The 21,872-nt window shown below is 47.3% G+C and carries 17 protein-coding genes; 13 read left to right on the top strand and 4 right to left on the bottom strand.

The window, feature by feature from the left end:
• Positions 1-64: 64 nt before the first annotated feature.
• Both GK108_RS29585 and GK108_RS29580 read left to right on the top strand, forming a co-directional pair.
• Positions 65-277 (top strand): hypothetical protein, encoded by a 213-nt coding sequence (locus tag GK108_RS29585; RefSeq protein ID WP_163955204.1) that lies wholly within the window; start codon positions 65-67, stop codon positions 275-277.
• The gene (locus GK108_RS29580; RefSeq protein WP_212592925.1) at positions 274-1,041 is read left to right on the top strand and encodes a TIGR02757 family protein; all 768 of its coding nucleotides are present in this window, start codon (positions 274-276) and stop codon (positions 1,039-1,041) included. The genes GK108_RS29585 and GK108_RS29580 overlap by 4 nt, the downstream gene beginning before the upstream one ends.
• On the opposite strand, the gene GK108_RS29575 is transcribed toward GK108_RS29580, so the two are convergent.
• Complete coding sequence (locus GK108_RS29575) at positions 969-1,928, bottom strand: hypothetical protein (RefSeq protein WP_212592924.1); 960 nt, start codon at positions 1,926-1,928, stop codon at positions 969-971. The two genes, GK108_RS29580 and GK108_RS29575, sit on opposite strands and share 73 nt — an antisense overlap.
• Positions 1,929-2,342: 414 nt before the next feature.
• Here GK108_RS29575 and GK108_RS29570 point away from each other — a divergent pair, with 414 nt between their 5' ends.
• The 8 genes from GK108_RS29570 (at position 2,343) to GK108_RS29535 (ending at position 16,935) form a co-directional block, all read left to right on the top strand.
• Positions 2,343-3,590, top strand: a complete 1,248-nt coding sequence (locus tag GK108_RS29570) for an alkaline phosphatase family protein (protein ID WP_163955203.1) — start codon at positions 2,343-2,345, stop codon at positions 3,588-3,590.
• Between the two features lie 123 nt (positions 3,591-3,713).
• Positions 3,714-4,388 (top strand): RNA polymerase sigma-70 factor, encoded by a 675-nt coding sequence (locus GK108_RS29565; protein ID WP_170305429.1) that lies wholly within the window; start codon positions 3,714-3,716, stop codon positions 4,386-4,388.
• 16 nt (positions 4,389-4,404) lie between these two features.
• Complete coding sequence (locus GK108_RS29560; protein WP_163955202.1) at positions 4,405-5,424, top strand: FecR family protein; 1,020 nt, start codon at positions 4,405-4,407, stop codon at positions 5,422-5,424.
• Positions 5,421-8,888: a SusC/RagA family TonB-linked outer membrane protein gene (locus tag GK108_RS29555; RefSeq protein WP_163955201.1), complete on the top strand. Its 3,468-nt coding sequence runs from the start codon at positions 5,421-5,423 to the stop codon at positions 8,886-8,888. Before GK108_RS29560 ends, GK108_RS29555 begins: the two co-directional genes overlap by 4 nt.
• Positions 8,889-8,906: 18 nt before the next feature.
• Positions 8,907-10,340 carry a RagB/SusD family nutrient uptake outer membrane protein gene (locus GK108_RS29550; protein ID WP_163955200.1) on the top strand — a complete coding sequence of 478 codons (1,434 nt, stop codon included), beginning with the start codon at positions 8,907-8,909 and terminating at the stop codon, positions 10,338-10,340.
• A gap of 79 nt (positions 10,341-10,419) precedes the next feature.
• A complete protein-coding gene (locus GK108_RS29545) occupies positions 10,420-11,142 on the top strand; it encodes an SGNH/GDSL hydrolase family protein (RefSeq protein ID WP_163955199.1) in 723 nt (240 codons plus the stop codon).
• 13 nt (positions 11,143-11,155) lie between these two features.
• Positions 11,156-13,159: an FAD-dependent oxidoreductase gene (locus GK108_RS29540; protein ID WP_163955198.1), complete on the top strand. Its 2,004-nt coding sequence runs from the start codon at positions 11,156-11,158 to the stop codon at positions 13,157-13,159.
• Between the two features lie 128 nt (positions 13,160-13,287).
• Positions 13,288-16,935 (top strand): M12 family metallo-peptidase, encoded by a 3,648-nt coding sequence (locus tag GK108_RS29535; protein WP_163955197.1) that lies wholly within the window; start codon positions 13,288-13,290, stop codon positions 16,933-16,935.
• Positions 16,936-16,957: 22 nt separating this feature from the next.
• On the opposite strand, the gene GK108_RS29530 is transcribed toward GK108_RS29535, so the two are convergent.
• The 3 genes from GK108_RS29530 to galK all read right to left on the bottom strand — a co-directional run bounded on the left by GK108_RS29530 (position 16,958) and on the right by galK (position 19,634).
• Entirely contained in the window at positions 16,958-17,638 is a 681-nt protein-coding gene (locus tag GK108_RS29530) for a cell division ATP-binding protein FtsE (protein ID WP_163955196.1), read from the bottom strand.
• Between the two features lie 79 nt (positions 17,639-17,717).
• Positions 17,718-18,386, bottom strand: coding sequence for a fructose-6-phosphate aldolase (gene fsa / locus GK108_RS29525; protein WP_163955195.1), 669 nt, complete (start codon positions 18,384-18,386; stop codon positions 17,718-17,720).
• A gap of 60 nt (positions 18,387-18,446) precedes the next feature.
• On the bottom strand, positions 18,447-19,634 hold the full coding sequence (gene galK, locus GK108_RS29520) for a galactokinase (protein WP_163955194.1): 1,188 nt from the start codon (positions 19,632-19,634) through the stop codon (positions 18,447-18,449).
• 271 nt (positions 19,635-19,905) lie between these two features.
• Between galK and GK108_RS29515 the strand changes: the two genes are divergently transcribed.
• Genes GK108_RS29515 through GK108_RS29505 form a run of 3 tightly spaced genes read left to right on the top strand, consistent with a single transcriptional unit; the run spans position 19,906 to position 21,871 of the window.
• Entirely contained in the window at positions 19,906-20,625 is a 720-nt protein-coding gene (locus GK108_RS29515) for a tetratricopeptide repeat protein (RefSeq protein WP_163955193.1), read from the top strand.
• Between the two features lie 51 nt (positions 20,626-20,676).
• On the top strand, positions 20,677-21,021 hold the full coding sequence (locus GK108_RS29510; protein WP_163955192.1) for a transmembrane 220 family protein: 345 nt from the start codon (positions 20,677-20,679) through the stop codon (positions 21,019-21,021).
• A 7-nt stretch (positions 21,022-21,028) separates the two neighbouring features.
• Positions 21,029-21,871: a hydroxymethylglutaryl-CoA lyase gene (locus GK108_RS29505; protein WP_163955191.1), complete on the top strand. Its 843-nt coding sequence runs from the start codon at positions 21,029-21,031 to the stop codon at positions 21,869-21,871.
• The last annotated feature ends 1 nt before the right edge of the window (position 21,872 follow it).

Below are 21,872 nucleotides of genomic sequence, written 5' to 3'. Positions count from 1 at the left end.
ATGGTAACCAAATACGTTTCTCTGCATGGAAAACTTATCTACTTAAAACTGAAAACTTAATTGTATGGAGACAAAAGAAGAGCGAATAGCCCGACGTAATCGGGAACGGGATAAGAAGATGAAAGCCACACCGGGCTACGTTGTATTCAGCGTCATGTTTACGTTAGCTTATCCGTTTATTGCGGTCTTTACTTTTGTCATGTCTACCTTATTAGCCGTATTTTCGAGTATTTCCCGGGCAATGGCCTGGGTTGTTAGCGGAGGAAAATCACATTGACATATACCGAACTTTCCGATTTACTCAACCAGAAGGCCGATCAGTATAATCGGCCTTCATTTATTGAACGCGATCCAATCAGTATTCCGCATCGTTTTACGGTAAAGCAGGATATTGAAATTATGGGTTTCTGGTCGGCAGTGTTAGCGTGGGGGCAGCGACCGGTTATATTGAAAAAAGCAGCCGAACTGGTTACTCTGATGGATGGCGCGCCTTATGATTTTATCAGGAATCATGATGAAAGCGACCTAAAGCGATTTCTGAACTTTAAACATCGCACGTTTAATGCTACAGATGCGCTTTATTTCCTGCACTTTTTTCGTCAGTATTATCTGAACAACGAGTCGCTGGAGGATGCTTTTTTGATGGATAGCGGTTTAACCGTCGAGAAAAACCTCATTGCTTTTCACGATCAGTTTTGTGGCCTGACCGATTTCTTTCCTGAGCGAACGCGTAAGCATATTGCAACGCCCGCTCGTAATTCATCCTGCAAACGATTGCTTATGTTTTTGCGCTGGATGGTTCGACGGGATAACCGAGGGGTTGATTTCGGAATCTGGACGCGCCTGCAACCCGATCAGCTGGTGATGCCGATTGATGTTCACGTCAACCGCGTTGCTCGAAAATTAGGTTTGCTGACCCGGCCCCAAACGGATTGGAAAGCCGCGCTTGAATTAACCGAAACGCTACGTCAGTTTGATGCCAACGATCCAGTACGATATGATTTTGCCCTTTTCGGGCTAGGGGTCGAAGGAGAAATGTAAGAATAAGCCAGATTCGTGGTCTGTGGCTTTTTGCGTGAGCAAAAGAATATACCGTGCGGATTAGAATCGAGCTTCTCACTGGCCGTAAAGTAGCCGGAGCCGTCAGCAGCCCAGCCGACCGCTTCTCCCTGCATTTCGGTGGCTACGGGTAATAGACAAGGGGCCTGCTTAAGAGATTCTGTAATGGTTTCGCCCGCATTCCGCTGGTAATAAAATAACTGCTCGTAGGTGCGAATCAGAATCTCGTTGCCATTCGATGAAACGGCGGCCGACGTAACATCCTTGAAGGGTAATGAGAACAGCCGCGTCATCATGGTCGGTTGAGAATCCGTCGACAAATAAGAGGCTGAGTACACAAATGACTGCTTGCCTTTTGTGAGGAGGAGCAACTCCTGCGCCGATGCATCGAGCAGGATGGCTTCGGCATTCTGAGCACCATCAGGCAATTGCAGGTGAATCGCTTCTGAAGCTGCAATATGACCTTTGTAGGGAAGAGTCTGACCGCTTAAAGAAGGCTCCGGAAAACGGTAAATTATTTTTTCGTGGTGCCAGAATCGATTATCGCCAATATCGGCCAGATAAATATAGACCTCGCCCGGTTCAGGACCTGGCCCAACGGCAATATCTTCCCAATCGCGGTTCTTTACGCCGTCGATAACGTAACGGGCTACAATCTTGCCTTCCTGACTAACCAGTTGAATTTCATTCGCATTGCCCGAATCTTCTTCCATCCAGATATAACCTGGATTTCGATGGCTGGCTGCTAGTCCTGATACTTCGATCAAATCGGGGGCGCTTAGATCAGCTACCTGTTGGGGTGAATCAAACAGAATTGTGTCTCTGGTCAGACTGGTAAAAGAGTAAGGAACATTTGGAGTTAAAGCCAATAGTTTTGCTTCAGTTGCCCGATTATGGTGGAGGCAACCTGTTAGCAGTCCTATTAGTATAACGATTATTGCTCGTGTTCCCTTCATTCGTTACGCTTACCTTTACTTATACGGGGTAAATCAGAATTGATCAGTGATTTAGTTAAAACGGAATAATAGCGGATCATAATTTGTACTAACTCACTAACGAATTTAAACACAATTTATAGTCTAATTACGGTTAAATATGAAAAAATTGTTGATTGTTAATCTGTTTTTAAAACTAATAGGTTGCCAATTTTATTTTCGTTTCTTACAAATTTAGTATTAAAGTTTAAGAGTAACATAATGCAACAGGCAGAGCGTTAGTAGCTTACGTACATTTGTAATGCCAAAAAGTAGATAGGCTTTAGGGTTGTTATTTTCTTTATAAGAATGCTTCGAATTTGTCAATTATTAGTAGTGGGTTTGGTAGTACTGCCCTATTGTACGAGTGCTCAGAATAGCCTAAGAAAAGCGTTGTTTATCATTGTCGATGGCATTCCAGCCGATGTAATCGAGCGAGAGTCGACTCCTAACCTGGATAATATAGCTAAGCAGGGCGCTTATAAACGGGCCTATGTTGGTGGTGGCAAAGGAACATATTCGCAAACGCCAACCATATCGGCGGTTGGTTATAACAGTTTGCTAACCGGAACATGGGTGAACAAACACAATGTCTGGGATAATAGTATTGAAGCGCCTAACTATCACTACCCCACCATTTTTAGGCTTTTCAAAGAACAATATCCAGAAAAAAAGACAGCCGTTTTTTCGAGCTGGCTTGATAATCGGACGAAGCTGGTAGGAGAGGGGTTACCACAAACCGGCCGGGTAAAACTGGACTATCACACGGATGGATACGAACTCGATACGTTACGTTTCCCCCATGATGAAGAACGCAATTTTATGGCCCAAATCGACCATCAGATTGTATCGGATGCCGTAGCTTCGATCAGTACTCAGGCCCCCGATTTGTCCTGGGTTTATCTGGAATATACGGATGACATGGGCCACCGATACGGCGATAGTCCGCAGTTTGTCAATGCTGTTAAACAAATGGATGGTGAAATCGGACGTATCTGGACCGCTATTCAGGAACGGCAGAAAAAGCACCATGAAGAATGGCTCATTTTCATTACTACGGATCATGGACGTGATGAGCAGACAGGCAAAAATCATGGTGGTCAATCGGAGCGCCAGCGTACTACGTGGATCGTAACGAATGAATCTCCGCTCAATCAATACGTAGCCACCTCTCAGCCAGCCGTAGTCGATATCATGCCCACCCTGGCTCGTTTTCTGAACGTTTCGATCCCAACCGAAATCAGTCGGGAACTTGATGGCGTGTCGCTGATGGGGCCAGTTTCACTAGCTGAGCCAACGATTACGTATCAACAAAAACAGCTGGTTATAAACTGGAAAGCGCTGGAACCGAAAGGCAACGTAAAGATATGGCTGTCAAGAACGAACGAATTCGAAACGGGCGGGCACGATCAGTATAAGCTGATGGGCGAAGTGCCACTCAAGAAAGAAAATGCGCTGATTGATGTCAGCAAACTGCCTTCATCATTCTATAAAATTGTTTTGGAAGGACCATCAAATACAGTTAATCGGTGGGTAGTACTGGGCGATTCGAAGTAGTTTACGTTTATCCCTAATTCTGTCTCCAGATTGGTATTCTTGTATTTTATAAATAAAAAATAAAAATGGATTGGGGGATTTGATGGGCCAACTTGTCTCATCTGTAGTAGACCCTTCAACTTAATGCCAGCTAACGGATTTCCACTTCAGCGCAGCCCCGATCCGGTACCCGACGGAACACCGCCTGTACCCAGGCGAGACTCTCTATCGTCGGTGCCTAATGATAGTGAACTATTTATCCGTACCACATTTGCTACGGATCCGAAAATGGGGTGTGAACTATTGTTTCGGCAATATTTTGCGCCCTTGTGTAGCCATGCCATACGCTTTGTCTATGACCGTCAGCTAGCCGAAGATTTGGTTGCTGACCTCTTCTACGCATTCTATACAAAAGAGATCTACAAGCAAATAACAGGGTCCTATCGGGCTTATCTCTATCAGGCAGTACGTAATCGTGCCTATAACAGCATACGATGGGAGCTTGATCGCCAGGAAACGCTGCCCGACGATTTGGATCGGCCGGATGTTGATACCGCCCAGCCTGATCGGCTGCTACAGCAGGATGAGTTATACCGGGCTTTAGAACAGGTTGTTCAGCAGCTTCCGCCCCAGCGCCAGCGGGTGTTTTTACTGAGTCGTTTTGAAGGCAAATCGTACAAAGAGATTGCCGCCGAAATGAGTCTATCGCCCAAAACCGTCGAAAATCACTTACTACGTGCTGTGTCAACAGTTCGACAGTACCTCCGTCAGCAACGGCTGATTAGCTGGGGATTACTGATAATAGCTGCTTTGTCATAACGCTTCGCACCTCATCATGGAACTTCCTAAAGAGTTGTTATTTGCCTATTTCGCTGGTCAGGCCACGTCGGTGCAACAGAAGGCTGTTGGCGAATGGCTGCATCGGCCTGAAAATCTGGAAACCTATTTCCAGTGGCTCGATGAATGGGAGCGGACTTATCCGCAGTATGCACCGAATGTGGCTAGCAATCTTGACCTGTTTCGCCAGCGGATCGAATCGCCCGATGAAGCCCCTAGCCGTTTGGTACGTTCGTCGGTAGCCGAGACTCGTCCATTCTGGCATCCGGGGCGATGGCTGGTTGCCGCTACCGTAACGCTGGCTCTCCTGATAAGTGGCTGGTTATTTAGAAAACCCTTGTTTTATCAGACAATTGCGACCAGTTCTCATCAGTTACGCGCTCTAAATCTGCCCGATGGCTCAACCGTTGCACTCAACAGCAATTCATCCATAGACATACCCCGGCTTGGGTATGGATGGTTATCAAGAGAGGTTACGCTACGTGGTGATGCGGTTTTTGATGTGAAACATTTACCCAATAATCAGCCATTCATTGTTCAGGTTACGGATGGGTTGGCGGTAGAGGTTTTAGGCACTGAGTTTTCAGTACGTAGTCATGCGGCCCAGGCGGAGGTTGTTCTTAAACGAGGACGAGTCAATCTACACTACGTTGCCACTGATCGGGCTTCTCGCCAGTTGCTGATGAAACCTGGCGACCGGGTGACACTCGATAAACGCGGTACGCTGCATCTACAAGACCATACGGATACAACACGATTTGCCAACTGGCGCTATCGTTTATTTAATTTTAATGATACCCCGTTACGCGATGTGGCTCGTCAGATTCAGACGGTTTTTGGCGTCACTGTACAACTGAATGATCCTGCATTGGCCCATCGAACGCTTACAGGAACAATTCGGGCGGGCTCCTCAGATGAGCTTGCCGAGGCTCTTGCTGAGCTACTCGATCTGAAAGTCAGCCACCGCGACCAAAAGCTTATTTTTTCAACTACTTCCGAAATCCTAATCACTCAATGAGCAAATCGCTACCCATTGCGCTGGTAACCAGTTGTCTACTTAGCGTGGGCTATGGTTATGCCACCGCCCAGACTCTGGCTTTTGTTCGAACCACCCAGCAAACGACCGCTGGCGGGTTAAACAAAGTCCACAGTACGTCTAACCAAACACTCAAACAATCGCTGCTACAATTAAAAGAACATTACGGAGTCGATATTCTTTTTGAAGAGTCTGTTGTTGTGCGCCACCTTACGCCGACCGAGCCGCTTAATTTTAATGCCCGTCTGGAAACGAATCTTTCGTCGTTACTAAAACCGTATGGCCTACGATTCAAAAAAATACGTTCAGGAGCCTACCTGATTTTGCCGCCGAAAAACGGTAATAAAGCAGCCAGCAACGTATCTGAGCCTACCACAACCGCAACCGCTGAGGGTGTGTCGTTGGTGGGGCTGGCTCCTTTGAAAACGATTCAGACGACAGAGAACGCTTCGGCTGACATTCGGGTGAGCGGACGGGTAACCAGCGAAACGGGCGAAGCCTTACCCGGTGTGAGCGTCGTGATAAAAGGATCGCCCCGAGGAACTACTACCGATGCCCAGGGTAATTACCAGATCAATGTGCCTAATGCCAATACTACGCTTGTTTTTAGCTTCGTAGGCTATCTGAGTCAGGAATTGGTTGTTCGGAATCAATCAACCATTAATATACAACTGGCGCCTGACACAAAATCGCTGAACGAGGTGGTTGTAGTAGGCTATGGGCAGGTGAAAAAGAGTGATCTTACCGGCGCTGTCGCTACGGTACCGGTTGACGAAATCCGGAAAGTAGCTGTTACGTCGCTCGATCAGGCGTTGCAGGGTCGGGCAGCCGGTGTGCAGATTACCCAGAACTCGGGTGCACCGGGGGGAACAACCAGTATCCGTATACGGGGTGGCAATTCTATCCAGGGCGATAACGAACCTCTTTATGTTATTGATGGGATTCCGTTTAAGAACGATGGTGCCAGCAGTGGATCGAATTTCAACGTATTGAGTACACTCAATCCCAGCGATATCGAATCGATGTCGGTGTTGAAGGATGCATCTTCGACCGCTATTTACGGGTCGCGGGGGGCAAACGGAGTTGTGATTATTACAACCAAACGGGGTAAGGCCGGAAAGTCGACGATTAATTTCGATACGTATTATGGAGTGCAGAACGTTCGTCGGAAATATCCGGTGCTGAATGCGCGCGAATACGCTCAGTTTGTGAATGATGCTAATACCAATGAAGGAAGGCCGGGTATTTATTCGCAGGCACAGATCGATGCGTTTGGGGTAGGTACAGACTGGCAGGACGAAATTTTCCGGCAAGCGCCGATCTCGAACTATCAGCTATCGATTAGCGGGGGAGATGAACGTACGCAGTATGCAGTTTCGGGCGGTTATTTCAAACAGAATGGTATTGTTGTCAATTCTGATTTTGATCGGTATTCGTTCCGGGTCAACCTGGATCGGAAACTGACCAATAAAATTAAAGTCGGTAACAATCTGACCGTTAACCGGACGCTTACCAATCAATCACGTACTGACGGTGATTTAGGAAGCTCTGGGCAAGTAACGATGGCCGCCCTGCAATTTCCTCCCATTCTGCCTGTTCGTAGTGCAGATGGTTCTTATTTGCTGAACGATCCAGCGTTGAGCTTCACGGCAGATAATCCGGTTGCGTTGGCGCGGGATAGTAAAAATCGTAATACGGCTTATCGCGTATTTGGGAATGTGTTCGGAGATTATCAGATTATTGATGAGCTAAGCTTACGCGTATCGTTAGGCATTGACGGGGTTATTCAAAAGCAGGATTCTTACCTGCCCCGTTCCGTATCAAGCGGATTGGCACAAGGAGGAGCGGCCTCTATCTTCAATGGTCAATCGATTACGTGGCTGAACGAAAATCTGCTGACCTATTCAAAAACGTTCAACAGCATCCACAACATAACGGCGCTGATTGGCTATACGCAGCAGGCGAATCGTACTGAATCCAGCCGGGCCCAGGCGCGTAATTTCGTAAACGATAATTTAGGGTCGAGCAATCTGGCGTCTGGCTCGGTGCCGTTAACGCCCGAGTCGGGGATCGGTACGTGGGGCTTGGAATCCTATCTGGCGCGGGTCAACTATGGCTATAACGACAAATATTTGCTGACCGCTTCGTTCCGGGCCGATGGTTCGTCGCGGTTTGGAGGAAACAAACAGTATGGTTATTTCCCATCAGTGGCTTTAGCCTGGCGTATGTCGGAAGAAGACTTTCTGAAAAATAATTCGGTGGTCAACGATCTGAAACTGCGCGCTACGTATGGATCGACGGGCAACCAGGACGGTATCGGAAACTATCCAGCCTATTCGTTGCTCGGTACACAGAACTACGTCTTCGGAGGAGCGGTATCGACGGGGCTTGGACCCAACCAGATTGCGAATCCTGATTTGTCGTGGGAAACCACTACACAGGCCGATCTGGGCGTTGACGTTGGTTTCCTGAATAACCGGATTACGGTAACCGCCGATGCGTACATAAAACAGACGAAAGATTTGCTGCTGAACGTAACGATTCCAAGCACGTCGGGTTATTCGAGCGCCATTAAAAACCTGGGTAAAGTCGAAAACAAAGGGATAGAACTGAGTATTTCGTCGCGGAACATCGACGGCGCTTTCAAGTGGAGTACCGACGTGAATTTTGCGCTTAATCGGAATAAAGTGCTGGACATTGGCGGGGCGCCACAGATTTTTGCGGGGAGCGTAGCTAATATCGGCCAGAACCTGAACTCAGGCATTATTCGGGTTGGCGAACCGCTAGGCTCTTTCTTCGGCTACGTTACGGATGGTCTCTACCAATCGACCGATGAGCTGGCGGCTTTGAGCGATCCGCAGGCCAGAAAACCTGGCGATCGTAAATATCTGGATCTGAACGGCGACAAGAAAATTGACGATAATGACCGGACAATCATCGGGCGGGCACAGCCTAAATTTATTGGTGGTATCAGCAATACGTTCTCTTACAAAGGATTTGAACTAACGGCTTTTCTACAGGGTGTTTATGGGAATAATATCCTGAATGCCAATCGCTTTGAGTTAGAGTATCTGAATGCCACAACCAACCAGGACCGTGATATGCTGAATCGATGGACACCTACGAATACGAACACCGATATTCCCCGTGCATCGACCACACGCCCGGCCAACCGGATTTCTTCCCGCCAGATTGAAGACGGATCGTATTTGCGGCTGAAAAACATTCAACTGGCGTATAATCTGCCGGCCCCGCTGATAAAAAGTCTGAAAATTCAGTCAGCACGTGTATACGTAACGGCACAGAATTATCTGACTTGGACAAAGTATTCGGGCTACGATCCGGAAGTAAGCCGCTTTGGCCAGGATAGCCGGAGCCAGGGTTTCGACTATGCGAGTTATCCGGCTGCTAAAACGTTACTGTTTGGCTTAAACGTTGGTTTCTAACCCTTAACACGAACCTCCATGAAAAAGATACTAATGCTGTTTGGGCTACTTCTGGGCGGAATGACCTCCTGCGAAGTACTGGACCAGAAGCCGGAATCAAACTTTACCCCAACCAATTTCTACAAAAATGCCGACGACGCTAAAGCAGCTGTCAGCTCGGTGTATGACCCACTGAATTCCGCGAATTTATACGCGCAGATCATGTGGATTCTGCAGGACCAGGCTACCGACGATTCGGAGTGGGGAAATGGCCGTTCCACGGCCAACCAGCCGAAAAATGATCTGGATAAATATACGTTCACGCCAGCTACCGTAACGTTTCAGTCAATCTGGTCGACGATATATGCGGGCATTAACCGGGCCAATACGGTAATCACTCGGGTACCGGCTATCCCGATGGACAACGACCTGAAAGCACGTTACGTGGCTGAAGCCAAGTTTATGCGGGCATTCTATTACTTCACACTGGTTCGGCTCTTTGGCGGTGTGCCGCTGATTACCGCCGAAACGACTTCGTTAAGTAATCTGAACGTATCACGCGCGTCGGTTGATGACGTATATGCGCTGATCGTTCAGGATTTCACGGAAGCGGAGAATATATTGCCTGTTACGTATACGGGGGCTGATCGCGGGCGCGCTACGAAAGGTGCGGCTAAGGCCTTTCTGGCGAAAGTGTACCTGACTCGTCAGGACTGGGCCAAAGCGTCGGTAAAAGCCAAAGAAGTAATCGACCTGAACACGTATGATTTGTGGGCCAATTTTGCCGATGCCTTTCTAATTGCCAATAAAAATGGCAAAGAGGCCGTGTTCGAGATGCAGGCACTAAGTGGTGGATTTAACGAAGGAAGCTGGATGCAGGGCTACATGCGGCCAAACTTCGACCGGGTTAATGGGGTTGCTGGTTTTGGCGATGATCCCCCAACCGAAAATCTGTATCGTGCTTACCGAGCCGATGATAAACGACGTAACGTAACGTTACGGCTTTATTCGGCTACGTCTACACCCGCAGCTCCGTCCAGCGTTTTGTTCCCCTGTTACGTTTATAAGTACCTGGACCTGAGCGCAACCGCCAATGCTGATGGAGGTAATAACTACCCCATTATTCGATACCCCGACGTAATGTTGATGTATGCTGAAGCTCTGAATGAACAAGGCGCTAACAACACAGAGGCTTATACGATGATGAACCGGATTCGAAATCGAGCAGGCTTGCCCAATCTGACGCCGAACCTGAATCAGGCACAGTTCCGGGACAGTCTGTTACTGGAACGTCGTTTGGAACTGGCTTTTGAAGGCCATCGGTGGTATGATCTGGTTCGTACCAAACGGTTGATCAGTGCTATGAAAGCGCAAAATCCGACTATCGTTGTGGGCGAACAGCATTATCTCTTCCCAATTCCTCAGACTGAGCGGGATGTGAATCCGCAGCTGACCCAAAATCCTGGCTATTAGTCTTTTTTCATTATTCTGTTTATGGTATCCTCTCTTTACATTATGAAGAGGAGGATACCATAAATCAGCTACATCTATTATGCAACGACGAACGTTTTTACAAGGCGCATTAGCCCTTGGCTCGTTGACAACGTCCTCTACTTTCGCCAACGGACTAAGCCAGTCGGCCCCACCGGTTCCGACCATTATTAATGCTGGCGTTGGCGGAAATAATACGGTTGATCTACTAGCGCGAATCGATAAAGATTGCTTAGCTCATAAACCTGAGCTAACGATTTTGATGATTGGTACGAATGATATGAACAGCCGAAAGCACGTACCCTTAGCCAATTATGAGCAAAATATTCGGATGATTTGCGCCAAGCTGGTTGCTGCTCAAAGCCAGGTGATGCTCATGACGATTCTGCCCGCCTACGAACCCTACCTTATGACGAGGCACGATCCTGCCTTTTATGCGCCAGAAGGCCATGCCGTTCGGAAGCAGAAAGTAAATGGTACGATACGTAAGATTGCCGCCGATAATCAATTTCCGCTGCTGGATATGCACCACATTTTTGAGAAAGTTGGGCATATTGGTCTGGAAGCCAGTAGCTTGATTAAGAATGAAGCGAACAGTAATAAAACGGACGGCATTCATCCAACTCCCGACGGTTATCGTGTAATGAGTATTGCTGTTTATACCTTCCTTACCCAAAACCAGCTACTCAAAAATCGTATCGTTTGCTTTGGCGATAGTATTACCATTGGCGATGGAAACGGGAAAAATTATCCGTCTTATCTCCAGCAATTAGTAACTCCCTAGCTTTTGGACAGGCATGAAAAAAATAGTTACCCTACTTTTCTGTATCTCTCTTTTCAGTACAGATTCGTTCACGCAGGCCATCCCCCAAACGGTCGATATTTGTATTTACGGCGGTTCATCGGCTGGTGTTATTGCCGCTTACACCGCCCGGGAGATGGGCAAATCTGTACTGCTGATTGAGCCCGGACGGCATTTGGGCGGATTGACATCGGGCGGATTAGGGTATACAGACATTGGCAATAAATATGCTATTTCTGGTATTGCCCGTGACTATTACCGACGAATCGGAAGACACTATGGTAAGTTTGAACAATGGATTTTTGAGCCACACGTAGCAGAAGACCTTTTTAAGGATTACATCAAACGAGCCAACGTGAACGTACTATACGCGCATCGGCTTGTTTCGGCGCAAAAAGAGAACGGAACCATTCAAAGCATTACGGTAGAACCATCAACATCGTCGGGCAAGGCCCAGATTATTCGGGCGAAAATGTTTCTCGATTGTACCTACGAGGGAGATTTGATGGCTAGAGCGGGCGTCAGTTATACAGTTGGTCGGGAAGATAATAAAACATACGGCGAAACGTATAATGGCTTCCAGCTCATGAATAAACATCAATTCGCGGATGGAGTCGATCCCTACGTAGTGCCCGGAAAGCCTGACAGTGGGTTGCTTTGGGGAATCAGTACGGCTACTGTTTTGCCGAATGGGACTGGCAACAAGCAGGTGCAGGCTTACAATTTCCGCATTTGTCTAAGTAGCGATCCGGCCAATATGCTCCCGATTACCCGACCAGAGGGCTATGATTCGACTCGATATGAATTGCTTTTGAGAGCCATTGAAAAAGATCCAAAATTGTCTTTTAAGACAATCCTGAAACCTGACCGGATGCCCAATCAGAAAACGGATATCAATAACAATGGGCCGTTTTCGACTGATATGATCGGCATGAATTACGATTTTCCTGAGGCTACTTATGAGCGTCGGGCGGCCATTCAGCGGGAGCACGAATTGTATAATAAAGGGCTGCTGTATTTCATTGGCCATGATCCACGCATGCGGAAAGACATTCAGGCAGAAATGCTAAAATTGGGCTACCCCAAAGATGAATACGCTGATTCGGGTAACTGGTCAACGCAAATGTACGTGCGGGAGGCTCGTCGCATGGTGGGTGCCTACGTAATGACGCAGGCGAATTGTCAGGGGAAAGAGGTGGTGAAAGACGGGGTCGGTATGGCTGCCTATACCATGGATTCGCACAATTGCCAACGCCTGGTTATTGAAAAGGATGGCGTGAAAATGGTTAAGAATGAAGGTGATGTGCAAATTGGTGGTTTTCCCCCTTACCCGATTTCGTACCGGTGCCTGATTCCTAAAGCCAGCGACTGTAAGAATCTGCTCGTTCCAGTTTGTCTGTCGGCTAGTCATATTGCTTACGGATCTATACGTATGGAACCCGTATTTATGGTGCTGGGCCAATCGTCGGCCGTTGCAGCCAGTATGGCTATTGACGGAAAAACATCGGTTCAAGCCATCGACGTAGCGAAATTGCAGCACGAGCTTACAGCAAACCCGTTGGCTGATCATAGCACGGCTGAAATTTTAGTCGATAACGATGACCCCATACAGGTTGTGCGTACTGGCGACTGGACTCGTGACAATAATCCTAAAGGGGCATATGGCCCTAGTTATTTGACCGCAAAAGGTGGCGACGTAAAAACGGTGCGATTTGCACCCACGATCAAAAAAGCGGGCAATTATCAGGTGTATGTGTATGTGCCAAAACTTGCTGATGCATCGCAAAAAACAATGTTTACCGTTTCGGATGGAAAGGATGTAAAATCCATGACAATTCGTGAGTCTGACATTCGGGTAGAAGGACAAACCTCTGGCGAATGGGTTTCTTTGGGTAAACTGAAACTAGCGACAGGCACAAAAGGGTACGTAGAAGTCTCAACCAACGATTCAGATGGCGTGGTCGTCGCCGATGCGGTGCTGTTTGTTCCGAACGAGTAGACACTGTCTATTCACATTTTTGACTGAAGAAATTTGGCCACTAACCTACCGCCTAGTATATAGTACTTTGAAGTATCATTGGTAACGTATTGATTTATTGCTAAATAATAGGAATAGCTATACCACACATGAAGAAAAAGTATACGTTACTGTGCCTACTCTTGGTAGCCACTCGGTTTGTTCTTGCCCAAAATCCTCTCTCATCGTTCAATTGCGGCACCCCTGATGTAAGCCCTACTCCTGCGATTCAGCAACTGATGAATAGTCTAAACCGGGATACGACGTATGCGCGGGCGAGAATGAAAGCGCAGCAAAAGTTAGAATGTCGGGTTGCGGTTGATGCTGACTATAAGCTTTACCAAGCCTACAACGGCGATGTCTCCGCTATTCGCCGGTTGGTGTATGAGCGAATTCGCGAAGCATCGGAAGTCTTCGAGCGTAATATTAACGTGAAGCTAACGGTTGTTTACATCCATGTTTGGGATAAGCAGGAGCCTTACGTTGCCGCTACTACAGATAGTCATTTAAGTAGTATGGCTGCCTGGTGGCGGCAAAACCTACAGAATGTAAAACGCGATATTGTTTTTGGTTATACTGGTAAGCAGAGTGGCGCTTCTGGCGTTGCTTATCGAGGTCAGACAAGGTTATCCGATTTTGGTGTGGCGGGTTATGTGCAGCCTGGTAGTTATTATACAACCCATCTGAGTGCTCACGAAATTGGGCATATGTTTGGTTCTGCTCACTTAAATGACTGCTCCTGGCCGGGTGGACCGCTGGATAGTTGCAATGTTAGTGAAGGCGGAAATTGCTATACAGGCGTTCCGGTGACACGTAAGAATTATACAATGGGTTCCTGTGGTTACCCCATCCTGGAGTTTCATCCCGTCAGCAACGAATTGATGCGCAGGCTAGCTGATGCATCGGGCTTAGTGCCAATCGATAAAGCACCTTCTTTACCAACGGTTTCTAATCAGGCCGTAAACGTAACGAAATCATTTGCGTATGTAGAATGGCAGCCAGGTGAACGAAGCGAGCGATTCCGTATTCAGGTATCAGAAAATGCAGACTTCAGCACCATTGCTACCGATTCCCTTGTTCTCTTCTCTCAATTTAGGGCCTATAACTTGAAGGCGAATACGGCTTATTATTGGCGGGTTAAAGCGGTTAATTCACTCGGAGAGAGCAACTGGTCGGTCGTAGGGCGGTTAAACGTGGGTACTATTTCGGGAATAATGCCTCCTGTACAAAAACTGCCGGTCCATTTAGCGAAAAACGTGCGTCAGGGATTACTGAGCTGGGAGCCAGTTGAAGGAGCAACGAGCTATAAGATAGAGGTCGCAAATGTCTACGGCATTCGCAGTTTGACCTCAACTCAGACGTCCTTTACGTTTACAGATGGTACGCCTTCTGGATATGGGGCTTCCTGGCGCGTGAAAGCAGTGAAAGGTACGGAAGAGGGGTCATGGTCTGATTATAATGCCTATAAAGTAGGACCTAACGCCTATTTTTCGTTAACGACACTGGAAACTTCTCAAAAAAAATATCCGCTTTCATTGCCTGTGAGCTGGGGTAATGAACCAACCGTATCAAGCTCTGCAACGATGACGCTACGTTTGTATAAATCCAGTGCTCCACAGGCGCCGGTTCAGTCACAAACCCTACGATACAATCATCCCGATGATGGTGGCCTTGTTACGTATCCTGTTGTCATGTTTAATAATCTGGAGCCAAACACAACGTATTACTATGACGCAGAACTGATGGATAATGATAGTTCCAGAGTTGTTATACCTAAGGCCAGTACGTTTGAAACAGGAGCTAATCGAAACAGGTGGACATTTATTAATGGAGCAAATAGTACGTTGCCCCGTTCAGAGGTTCAGGTCATACGAGGAGGACCATCCGGAACGGTATGGGTAGCAACAACCAACGGTGTTTATAGCACAGCAGATGGTCGTACATGGGCTGCTCATACGCCAAAAACCACGAATGGAGTATTGCCGAATTACATTACCGTAATGGCGCTGGACAATAATGAAAGACCGTGGGTACAGCATTACACCGGTCTATACCAGTTTATTAATAACAAATGGCAAAAGTTTGCGAACCCTCCGGCGGCCTCTCAGATGTCTGCCAAACACTTGGTTTTCGATAAAAAGAATTTGTTGTACGCTGTTCAAAACAACACGAATCAGATTTATTCTTTTAACGGAAGCCAGTGGGCGGCCTTGCCCACTACGGGGACAACTATTAGTAGTGTGGCAGTCGATAAAGACAATCGACTTTGGGTGGCATCGGGTGCAAATCAACAGTTTATTGGCTATTATGATGGTGCCAAATGGAATTGGTTGAGCAGAAGTAATGTCGGATTCTCGAACCTTATAGATTATTATGCAAGCTTTACTCAGATAACTGCTGATTCGACAGGTAATCTTTGGGTATATGGCGATTTTGGCGTAGCTCGCCAAAAAGCTGACCAAACCTGGGAGGCAACGACTCTATTGGACATAACGAAAGATCAGAATGAAATAATAACGAATGGGTTTGCTATTGGTCCCAATAATCAACCAACTCTGTTTGGATTACGTCGGGTTTATAAATATGCCAATAACCGCTGGGAGCCTACAGGCGATCCTACAGTAATTGTTAATGACTACCAGAGGGCAACTGCTTACGTTGGGGCCGACAGCCGAGTTTGGCTGGCTAATCAACGGCAAGGAATAATGATTTACGATAGCCGGACGGTAACGCCCACCATGAACTCACTGACAACCTGTGCTGGTAATACCATGCAGGTTCCTTTTACACTGAATTTTACACCTGGTACTACCATTCGCTATCGGGCAGAGATATCAACGGTTACTGGGTTCACGTCTATTGCAGCCACCTTCCAAAACTCGACAGCTACTATTCAATTACCAGCAAGCCTTACTCCTGGAACGAACTATCGTGTACGGATCGTAGCGGAGCAGGCTAAAGCTGTAATTATAGGTGATGAAAGTGCGCCTTTTACAATCATTGATTCTAAAAATGTAACAGTTTCACCGTCAGGTCCAGCTGCTGTATGTACTGGCTCAATACTTAATCTGAGCACACCTAGTGCTTCTGGTGCTACGTACCAGTGGTTGAAAGATGGGCAACCAATAGTAGGAGCAACGCAAGCCGTATATGGAGTGAGTCAGGCTGGTAGTTACGTTGTAGCTGTATCGCAAAGCGGATGTTCTGCGTCTTCAGCGGCTATTGTTGTCACAATGAAAGAAGGGGTCACGGCTACGATAACGGCTCAGGGGCAAACAACAGCATTGCAGCCTAATACAGTCAGTTTGGCGGCAAATACAGGTAATGGATATACGTATCAGTGGCTAAAAGATGGAAGTTCTATTACGGGGGCAACAAACAGTACGTATGCAGCAGCTCAAACGGGTAACTTCGCTGTAGTTGTCACAGGGCCTAATGGGTGTACGGCGACCTCTACACCTATTGCTGTTCGAATAGATATAGTACTAGGGGTTGAATCGGTTGACAATACATTTTTGTTGATGCCTAACCCTGTCGATAAAATATGCCGGATTCAGAAACCCGCTTACGCTACGTTCAAAAGCAATACTGTAGCTATAAAACTAATTAATTCGGCAGGACAGGTTGTAAAAAGCCAAAACCTAACCTTCAGAAATAGCGTGGCCGAATTGGATATGGAGTCAACTTTAAGTGGACTATATATCCTTGAGATCGAAGTTGATGGCAATAGCCAGCGATATAAATTAGTGAAGCAGTAAATCAGAGTAGATCAAGGCGAGATTATCCGGCCAGCTCAACTACCTGTCCATCCTGGCAACGTAGTACGCGGGCCGGATATTTGTTAAGCAGGTCGTAGTTGTGCGTAGCCATAAGAACGGCTGTTCCGGCATTGTTAATGGCTTGGAAAACTTTCATGATCTGATCCGAAACCGCAGGATCAAGGTTGCCGGTTGGTTCATCGGCAATCAGAACAAGAGGCTCATTGAGCATAGCACGCGCAACAACAACCCGTTGTTGCTCGCCCCCCGATAGCTGATGCGGCATTTTTTTCTGAGCGGTACCCAAACCAACCTGCATCAATACATCGGCGATCCGATTGTTCATGTCGTTGGTTTTTTTCCAGCCCGTTGCTTTCAGTACAAAACGCAGATTTTCCTCGACAGTACGGTCAGGGAATAACTGAAAGTCCTGAAAAACGATGCCAATTTTACGGCGTAGAAACGGAACATCCCGAGGTTTTAGCTTGTCGAGCGAATAGCCAGCTACAAACCCTTTGCCGTTCTGAAGCCACAGGTCGGCATACAACGTTTTTAATAAAGAAGTTTTCCCGCTGCCCGTTCGCCCGATCAGATAGGCAAAATCGCCCTTGTGTATTTGAAACGATACATCGCCCAGAATTAATTTGGTGCCCTGGTAGATGTCCGCGTGATCGAGACTAAGAACGGATTCGGTAGAAAACATACGTATAATTATGGATTGTCAGTAATCAGCCGGTAACGCTATGTAATAAGGTAACGACTGATTACTGACAACTATTTTTTTACTTTTTTACGGGAAGAGACGCTTTTTCGTGGTCGGCCAGGAATTTGGCAAGTCCGCTGTCCGTAAGAGGATGGTTCAGTAACGCTTTAATCACGCTTAATGGAGCGGTCATTACGTCGGCACCAATTTCAGCGCACTGGATAACGTGCATTGGGTGACGTACTGAAGCGGCCAGTACTTCGGTTGTGAAACCGTAGTTCGTGAAAATCGTAACGATCTGCTCGATCAGCGCCATACCGTCGGTTGAAATATCGTCCAGACGACCAACGAACGGCGATACGAACGATGCTCCTGCTTTAGCCGCCAGCAGCGCCTGACCAGCTGAGAAGATCAGCGTACAGTTGGTGCGGATTCCTTTTTCCGAGAAATATTTGATGGCTTTTACACCGTCGGCTGTCATTGGAACCTTAACGACGATGTTTTCGTCGATTTCGGCCAGTTCATCGCCTTCTTTGATCATCTCTTCGTATTTCACCGAGATAACCTCTGCGCTTACATCGCCTTCTACGATTTCGCAGATTTGTTTGTAATGGCGCATCACGTTGTCTTTGCCAGTGATACCTTCTTTGGCCATCAACGATGGGTTAGTCGTGACGCCGTCGAGAATACCCATCGACTGGGCTTCGCGAATGTCGGCCAGATTGGCCGTGTCAATGAAAAATTTCATAGTTAAACAAAATTAAATAAGTCAGTGAGTTGGTAAGACCGTCAGTTATACGATATAAAGTTATGGACTAACAGACTTACTAACCAGGTTCGTACCGTTTTGAATTTTGCAAACGTGAAGGTACGTATCTTTACCCGTTTGGGCTTTATATTGTTTGGTAATCAGTTGCGTAAAATCCTCCAGAGCCTCTTCTCTCACTAAATTTATAGTGCAGCCACCGAAGCCACCTCCCATCATACGGGCTCCCAGTACGCCGGGGTGTTTGCGCGCAATAGCTACTAAAGTATCCAGCTCCGGGCAACTTACTTGATACCATTCGCTAAGTCCCTCGTGTGAGCCATACATTAACTGACCAAAGGTGCGAATGTCGCCCGCTTCGAGCGCTTTAACGCCGTCTAATAAGCGTTGGTTTTCCTGAACAACGTAGGCACAGCGACGATAGATTAACGCTTCAGTCTCCTTCAGATGCGCATCGAGCATCGCCATCGTTACGTCGCGCAGGCTATTTATGTCGGGATAAAACGTTTTCAGGAACCGAACACCGGCTTCACATTCAGCCCGTCGGGTATTGTATTCCGACGTAACGAGCGAATGTTTGACCCGAGAGTCGCAGAGAACGATACGGATGCCATCCATTTGCAGAGGAGCATAGGTGTACTCAAGCGACCGGCAATCGAGCTTGATCACATGATCGGCTTTTCCCATCATGCTCGCAAACATATCCATGATCCCCACTTTCGCACCGACAAAATCGTTTTCGGCTCGTTGCGATAGTTTCAGCAACGTAGTACGATCAAGCCCAAGCTGAAACAATTCGTTGAGTGCGAATCCAACCCCGTTTTCCAGCGCTGCCGATGACGACAGCCCCGAACCCATTGGAATGGTTCCGGTAAACACACAATTGAAACCCCGGATCGGTTGATCAATCAGACGCATTTGTGCCGCAACACCCAGTAAATAATCGGCCCAGGTATGGGTAGGTAGCAAATTGTGAATTGATCCGCGAAACGTTTTGTTGATGTCAAGCGCAACAAAGTGAAGTTCATCGTCATCACGTGGCCCGACTGCCAGATAAATAGCTTTGTCGATGGCAGCTGGCAAAACGAACCCTTCATTGTAGTCGGTATGTTCGCCAATAAGATTTACGCGGCCGGGAGAACAGATCAAAAGCGGCTCAGACTCAGGCGTGGTTGAGTCGGTATGAAAAGCGTCGTTAAATGACGTAACAAGTTGGCTGAGCAGGTCCATGCGGGAGTTAAAGGATTTAGCGGTTCGGTACAAACTGTCCGCGTAGGCCGCTAAACAAACAAATTGATTCCGCGAAACTACTATTCGTGATGGACGGAAACAAAAAATGGCAAACCAATGTCTCACCGCTACAACCACCTACCCTTGCTTCGGTCAAGACCTGGGGGATTCAGCAGGAGCTGGTAGCACCGATTTGCCGATGCAAAGTTAAGCAATTGTTGGACAAACGACCAAATTTCAACTGTACCTTTGCGCATAAAATAGATGAGTGATGAAGCGTTCGTTTTATAGTTTTTGTTGTACGTTGTTCATTTTCAGCGCTTGTACTTCGGCTGATAAGCATATTGAACAAGGAAGAAATTATCTGAAAGAAGGTAAATTCCGGGAAGCGCTGCAGGTATTGAACCAGGCTGTAGAAGCCGATGCCGATAATGCGGAAGCCTTCAACTCGCGTGGGGTCGCTTATTTTGAGCTGAAAGAATACGCCAACGCTACGTTAGATTATGATCAGGCCATTAAGCTGGAACCCGGTTTTTACCGGCCCTATTACAATCGGGCACTGCTTAAGGTAGCCCAAAATGATTTGACGGGTGCCGTTAAAGATTATTCGGATGCTATCCGGTTGGCGCCTGACACCAGCCGAAGCATTACTGCAGAAATCTATTTGAACCGAGGCCAGCTGTTTGCTACCCAGGGACAAACCCAACCAGCCCTAAACGACTTTTCGCAGGCTATTACATTAGATCCAAAGAATGCGCTGGCTTTGTATAACCGGGGAAATCTTCGTTTCCAGCAGAAAGATCTTCCGGGCGCTACAACTGACTTTCAGCAGGCCGTCCAGGCTGATCCTAAATTCGGAAAGGCGTTCTATGGGTTAGGTATCGCGCAGCTCTTACAAAATCAGCGCGAAAGCGGTTGTCTGAGCTTAAAACAGGCGCAAAATCTGGGCTACGCCGATGCTAATAATGCTGTAGCGGAGTATTGTCAATGAGAAAAGAGAAGGAGCGCTAAAAGAGCTTCGTTTGATTTGATTTTTTACAAAATGAAAAAGATACTTTCTATCGTATTTGGACTGCTATTTTTACTTTTTGCGGCTTTCCAATACAATGATCCTGATCCGGAAGTTTGGGTGCCTATTTATGGATTGGCAGCCATAGCCTGCTTTATGGCCTATGCCGGGGTAGCCCGTTGGTGGTTTCTGGCCTTGGTTAGCCTTATGTATGTGATCGCAGCTATTTATCAGTGGCCACCGGTTTTTGAAGGGTTTATGTTTAGTGAAGTGGGGATGCGTAGTATGAACATTGAGATGGCTCGTGAAGCGGGCGGCCTGGCGATTTGTGCGGTTGTGCTGGGAATATTGGCCGCTTTATCACGACCACGTTACTGAAGAGTTTATGAAACTGATCGAATGCCCACGCGATGCCATGCAGGGACTGGCCCATTTTGTGCCAACCGACCTGAAAATTCGCTACTTGAATGCCTTATTGCAGGTCGGCTTCGATACGCTCGATTTCGGTAGTTTTGTGTCCCCTAAAGCGATCCCGCAGATGCGCGACACGGCCGACGTATTGGAAGGGCTGGATTTAACAACGACTACAAAACTCCTGGCCATCGTGGCCAATGTTCGTGGAGCTGAGCAGACAACAAATTTTTCGGCCATACGCTACGTTGGTTTTCCGTTGTCGGTATCGGAAACGTTTCAGCAACGTAACACAAATAAGTCCATTGACCAGGCGTTGGTCGACGTAGCAGCCATACAGAACCTTTGTCTTAAAACCGGCAAAGAGTTAGTGGTTTATCTGTCGATGGGATTTGGTAATCCATATGGTGATCCATACAGCCCCGAAATTATCGGCGAGTTTTCCAGAAAACTCGCCGATATGGGAGTGGGCATTATTGCCCCTTCCGATACGGTAGGCTCCTCTACACCAGAAAGTATTGAGTTGCTTTTCAGAGAGTTAATAAAAGCCTTCCCAACTATTGAGTTTGGTGCTCATTTGCATGCACGACCGGGGGAAGCAACGGATAAGGTTCTGGCTGCCTTACGGGCTGGCGTGCAACGAATAGACGGCGCGTTACGTGGGTATGGCGGTTGCCCAATGGCAGCTGACGATCTCACGGGCAATCTCCCGACCGAAGTGATTGTGGAAACGCTGATCGATCAGCATATTCCGATTCAACTAAACCGATCTGCTTTCGAAACTGCGTATGCGTTATCGGTCGAGGTGTTTGGGTAGC

It is taken from the genome of Spirosoma terrae (assembly GCF_010435915.1).
Lineage (GTDB): Bacteria > Bacteroidota > Bacteroidia > Cytophagales > Spirosomataceae > Spirosoma > Spirosoma terrae.
This window is presented reverse-complemented; position numbering and strand designations above follow the sequence as displayed.